This is a genomic window from Camelimonas fluminis, assembly GCF_014656355.1.
GTDB classification, from domain to species: Bacteria; Pseudomonadota; Alphaproteobacteria; order Rhizobiales; family Beijerinckiaceae; genus Camelimonas; species Camelimonas fluminis.
In genome coordinates this window covers 1-5,352 of record NZ_BNCG01000083.1, presented here as the reverse complement: position 1 = coordinate 5,352, position 5,352 = coordinate 1, and the positions used below count along the sequence as shown (strand labels likewise).

The 5,352-nt window shown below is 63.0% G+C and carries 5 protein-coding genes; all 5 read right to left on the bottom strand.

What is annotated here, in order from left to right:
• Positions 1-410 precede the first annotated feature (410 nt).
• Positions 411-1,604, bottom strand: coding sequence for a patatin-like phospholipase family protein (locus IE243_RS22050; RefSeq protein WP_244643317.1), 1,194 nt, complete (start codon positions 1,602-1,604; stop codon positions 411-413).
• Positions 1,605-1,663: 59 nt separating this feature from the next.
• The gene (locus IE243_RS22045; protein WP_191321452.1) at positions 1,664-3,175 is read right to left on the bottom strand and encodes an amidase; all 1,512 of its coding nucleotides are present in this window, start codon (positions 3,173-3,175) and stop codon (positions 1,664-1,666) included.
• A gap of 352 nt (positions 3,176-3,527) precedes the next feature.
• Positions 3,528-4,013 carry a DUF411 domain-containing protein gene (locus tag IE243_RS22040; protein ID WP_191321451.1) on the bottom strand — a complete coding sequence of 162 codons (486 nt, stop codon included), beginning with the start codon at positions 4,011-4,013 and terminating at the stop codon, positions 3,528-3,530.
• 436 nt (positions 4,014-4,449) lie between these two features.
• Complete coding sequence (locus tag IE243_RS22035; RefSeq protein WP_191321450.1) at positions 4,450-4,803, bottom strand: nuclear transport factor 2 family protein; 354 nt, start codon at positions 4,801-4,803, stop codon at positions 4,450-4,452.
• 202 nt (positions 4,804-5,005) lie between these two features.
• Positions 5,006-5,352: hypothetical protein (locus tag IE243_RS23305; RefSeq protein WP_210319956.1), on the bottom strand; the 347-nt coding region annotated here is incomplete at its 5' end.

Below are 5,352 nucleotides of genomic sequence, written 5' to 3'. Positions count from 1 at the left end.
AAGGGTCTGGCTGAAACAGCGGGTGAACCCCGCCGCCGATGGGTGCCTTATAGGACCCACCGTCCCCACATGTCAACGCCCATTCATCCAGTCGTCACAACATCGCCCCCCACCCTGTGGACGTAACAGATGTAACCGTTCGCATGTCGTTATACGGCATGGATATTTTCGACAGACCCAGCAAAATCCGGCGGGGAAAGGTTCCTCCATCCGGCCCCCTCCCCTGTCGCGATCAGCCTCTTGCGTCAGGCCACCAACGCGTAGCGGGCGACGGAAAATGTCTGTCTCAGACCTGCCCGTCCACGTCGGGGCTCAACAGCTGCCCGTCCAGGCCGCCAGCGGCTGACCATAAGGCGCTTGCCTGACCGCGTCGTTATAAGGCTCAATGGCGACAGGCCGGACAGCGCAAACTATCTGCTTGCCCGCATGGGCTGAACGGCCGCGTCAGGAGACCCGTGCGCCGAATGCGCTGGCCGGGGATTGGACTGGTTGAAGGCGATGTCAGCCTGGACAGCGGGCGGTCGCTGCGATCGCAACCCGCCAGACCTGCCATATTCCAGACCGAAGGCGTAAAGCTTGCGCATCTCTTCGGTGTCGAACGCCATGGTCCCGGAATTATCAACTTCAGGAGGGATGGCCGTCAGATTGAAGGCAAGACCGTTCTTCCGCGCGAAATGGTAGGTCGCATTAAGAGTGGAGCGCGAACCGGAGGCGATCATGGTCGAGAGGGAACGGCCAACAATGTCAGCCGTTTTGTTTTGCACCACCTCGAACGAGGGATCGAGCTTGCCGTTATTGAGAATGTAGATCCCTCCGCCCTGTTGCAGGGCCACCCTGGGCTGCACGAACATCATGTGCCCCGGCAGGATGAAGACATTGGACACCACGCCGCCGTCTACATGCATTTCCCTGAACGCCTTGCCGCCACCAGTGACCGATATCATCGTTGGGGTGAAAATCCCGGGGATGCTTGAAGAAGCGGTCATGACGCGCCGGAACAGTTCTTCGGAGCCCGGCGCGCCGCTTGCCGCGATGGCGCCCATGTTCCAGACGACCGGGCGCTGGGCGTCGAGGTTTGTCGTCTGGATCAGCAGGCGCCGTCCCTTGCGGTGCTCCTCCGCAATCGCAGCAATGACCTCGTGGGTCACGAACTGCCTTGCGAGCCGCAGCAAACGATCGCTGTCAAAGACGCCTGACCCGAACACCGCGCTGACAGGATCAGGATTGTCGACCAGCGTAATGCCATAGCCGTCGGTGTACATCGCCTTCAGGACGTCGTCATAGGCGGGCCCCAGGAATGCGAAAGGCGCGATCAGCGCGCCCGTGCTGACTCCCGAGACAATGGTGAACCGGGGGCGTGATCCACTCTCGGTCCAGCCCTTGAGCACGCCTACCCCAAAGGCGCCGTCTCCGCCGCCGCCTGACAGGGCAAGGTAGCGGATCGGTCCACGGACATCGTGCGCATAGCGCGCCGCGGCGGTGGACGCCGCATCCGCGTCAGCCCAGAAGCGGGCGTCAGGGATACCGGGAATTTCGGCCAGCGCCTGCTCCCTGGCGGAGAACGGCGTGCGCTGCGTGAGGGTGCAGGCGGGCAACGACAGCATCAACGCCGCCAAGAGGACTGAGCGGAAAGCCGCCGTTCTGCGCATGCCACACCCCATTTTCAAACAAACTTCGGGAATGCATCGCCCGTGAACAATGGTTGCGCGACCCCGGCGTATGCCCCGGCGAGCTGGAAGGCCTTCAGGTCGTCAAACGTGTTGGTGATGATCTGCAGGCCAATGGGCATACTCTCCGGACCCAAGCCCGCAGGCGCGGCGACGACCGGATAGCGACCAAGCAGGTTCCATGGCCAGGTGAACGCAAAGCCAAGACCATGCACATTCTCGCCGTCGATGGAGACGGTGTCTTTCGCTGGCTCAAGCCCATGCGCGGCCGGAACCAGCGGCGTCGCCAGGGTTGGCATGACGATGGCGTCAAAGCCCTTGCCGAAAACCTGCTTCTGGACCGCGTTGTGATAACGATCCAGCAAGGCGTCGGCGGCGACGAGCGCCTCTGGTCCGGTTTTACCGTTCAGGCTTTCCAGCATGAAGCGGGTATATGCGGCCAGCTTCTCTGGCGCTTTCATGGCCTCTGTCGCGAGGCCACCCATGCTGGTCGAGAACAGGCCGGCGATGAACGCGCTCATATCCTGGGCGTTGAAGCCGAGATCAACGGCTTCAACCGTCGCGCCAAGCTTGCGGAACTTTTCCTGCGCCTGGTCCATGGCGGAGCGGACCGCCGGCTCCATCGCGGATATTCCCGCGCCGTTGTAGAAGGCCAGCTTCCATCCAGTCACCGGCGCATAGGACACCGGAAAGTTGAGCCTGGGCCGCAAGGAGGAATGGACGGCTGGATGCGGCCCGACCATCGCCTGAGTCAGAAGGTTGAGGTCGTCAAACGAGCGCGCCATGGGCCCCTGGGTTTCGTACGGCACCTCGCTTGTCGGCACGCGGCCAAATGGCGGTTTGAAGCCGTAGAGGCCGCACTGTGACGACGGGATGCGGATGGAGCCGCCCATGTCGGAGCCAAGCGCCAGCGTTGTAAACCCGGCGGCGAGTGCAGCGCCGGATCCACCCGAGGACCCGCCAGGGGTGAAGGCAAGGTTCCAGGGGTTTCGCGTGACGCCCCACAACGGGGTTGCGGTTGTCATCCAGACATAAAATTCCGGAACGGTCGTCTGAATGTGAAAAATAGCGCCGGCCGCCCGCAGCCGTTCGATGACAGGGCTGTCAGCCGGATCTGGCGGCGCATGCTCCAGCAGGCGCGACCCCATCGTCGTCACCCACCCCTTGACCGCATATTCATCCTTGACGGCGACCGTGACGCCTTCGAGCGGCCGCGGATTGCCAGCCTTGTAGCGTTTCTGGCTTTGTTCAGCCTGCTTTCGGGCCTCGTCAAAATGCGTGCGCGTTATGCAATTGACCTTCGGATTGTAGGCCTCGATCTGGCGGATCTGGGCGTCCAGAACCTCCGGCGGGGACAATTTCCCCTCAAAGAACCCTCTCAGAACGTCAATAGCGGGCGCATAGCAGAGGCGATCCGCGCCGGCCCGCAGCCGCGCCTCGGCGCCGGTGAATGCAGCAGAGCCGGCAAGGGCAGCGGACGCCTTGAGGACTTCACGTCGGCTAAACATTTCGCCTCCCGCGCCGGCTTGAAGCCTTCCGGCAAATTGACGGCGCCTGGCCAGAACCACAGCATAGGGCGGGATGATGCCTGATGGCGGGTTTCCCGGTTTCAATTGCGCGTGATGGGTTGTGCGCCACTCAAGGATAACCGCCTGACGCCGCGCCTCCGGGCCAACAGAAAACCGCCCCGGAGGGCGGTTGAAAACAGGCGCCGTCGTCCACGGGATTGCCCATCCGTCAATGCGCGCCGCCTGACGTTACAAGCAGGAGCGGCGGGAAGGCCGCCCCTCCAGCTGGCAGGCGCCGCCGTGAGACCATGCCATCACGAGTGGCCCAAAACGGACGCGCCCCTCCCGGCCCTCAGATCTGGCGCAACCCGCGATAACGCGCAAAGACCCGCGGCGCGTCGTTTGAGAACAGGATGACCTCATAAGCCTGGGAGGGTTGATCCGGGACCTCCATTCCCGGCGACCCAACGGGCATGCCCGCGACCGCGACGCCAGTGGCCCTGGGACGCTCGACCAGCAGCCGCCTGATCGCCTCCGCTGGAACATGTCCTTCAATCACGTAACCGTCGACCTCCGCCGTATGACAGGATGTCAGCGCCGCGGGCACGCCGAGCCTGGTCTTCAACGGCATGACATCGGCGATCTCGACCACCTCGACGGGAAATCCGGCCCCCCTGACATGCTCAACCCAACTGCCGCAACAGCCGCAATAAGGGTCGCGCGTCACCGTCATTTTCGGGAGCGTCACGGCAGCGCCTGACGAGCCAGACCAGGTTAGCGCTACGGTTGCCTGCGCCGCGCCGATTATCAGCCGACGACGGGATAGATGATAAATCATGACGCCTCTGGTGCTCCTGGGCGCAACGCGCCATGCATGAGAATTCGGCGGTGAAGAGCCGGCGGGGGATTTTGCACCCTGCCAGATGGCCGCCTCGCCAGGCGACAATCGCCAACCGCATCCGCTGATGCTGGCGACATCGCCAGGCAGAGAAACAACCGTCGGATCGACCTGGCCGACATTCTCAAACTGGCTTTAGCAACACAGCGCGGGGTGCGTCCGTTACAAATTGTTGCAACCTGGATGACCTGGACATCCAGTCGGGCCATGTGAAGCTCTCCATGCGTGCGGCTAACCCCCAGGCATATCTGTGAACGCAAACCCGCGTGAGCCTGGACTTCCCGGGAACAGCCTTTTGAAAATACTCCATTCTGTCGGACTGCAATCCAAACGCGGCGGGCATATTTTTCGCGAGCCGGGCGTCGGTCACAGCGGCTTACCCGATTGGCAGCCCATGCATCCTGAGGAAGCTCAACCTGTCCCAGTAGCCGCGCTGGAAAGATATGCGCCCATCCTGCACTGTGAAGAAGCCGCAGCCACGCAATCCCAATGGATCGCGCCATTCGAGCGCCACCACATCGCCTGCCTCGTGGATTGCTTCCACCATGCAGTGCATTTCGGCGGATGCGAACTCCCGCACGAACATCGCGTGAATGGCCTCCCGGCCTTCAACCGGCGCCTGCGTCACCTGATGGTTGACGGCGTCTGGATGATACAGGTCCGCCAGGCCAGCCGCGTCGGCCGCGTTGAACAAGGCTACCCAGCGCTCCACTGTTTGGCGCGGCGTCACATCGCCCTCCATCTGTCGAAACCGATACCTTGCGCTATCCGACAGGGATGGGAAAGCGGCGGCGGCGCGACGACTGGTGCGCCGGACCTGGCAACGCCTGCGGGCGTTGACGAGACCGGAATTGACATCGACCTGAATCAATATCGTCGCGGCCAGCGGCGCGATCACCTTTAGGCGGCGCAATCCGCATGGCCGCGCGGTCCTACTTCAACGCCCCGATGATCGCGTCGACGTCCTTGCAGTCCTGTTCGGACGGCGCTGATCCGGCTCGCGCGTCGACCGCCATCACCGCGTCGTGCGCCTTCTTCACCCGTGCGATCATCGCCGGTGACTGGTCCTTGACGAGCATGTTGGAAGTCAGCTCCGTGACCTCGCCAGTCCGGCGGTTCAGCTCCAGCACGGTGCACACGCCGGCTGCCGAAGCGGCGCCTTTGCCTCCCCCGCCGCCACTGGCTGAACCTGCCCCAGCGCCAGACAAGCTGACGGTTGATACCAAGACTCTCTGATCAGAACCCATGCGCCCATTTGCGGAGTCCGATTGACATGATG

What these genes read in the sequence shown, in the direction of transcription:
- IE243_RS22050 (WP_244643317.1), bottom strand. Translation starts at nt 1,604, where the DNA reads ATGCTGTCGTTGCCCGCCTGCACCCTCACGCAGCGCACGCCGTTCTCC.
- IE243_RS22045 (WP_191321452.1), bottom strand. Translation starts at nt 3,175, where the DNA reads ATGTTTAGCCGACGTGAAGTCCTCAAGGCGTCCGCTGCCCTTGCCGGC.
- IE243_RS22040 (WP_191321451.1), bottom strand. Translation starts at nt 4,013, where the DNA reads ATGATTTATCATCTATCCCGTCGTCGGCTGATAATCGGCGCGGCGCAG.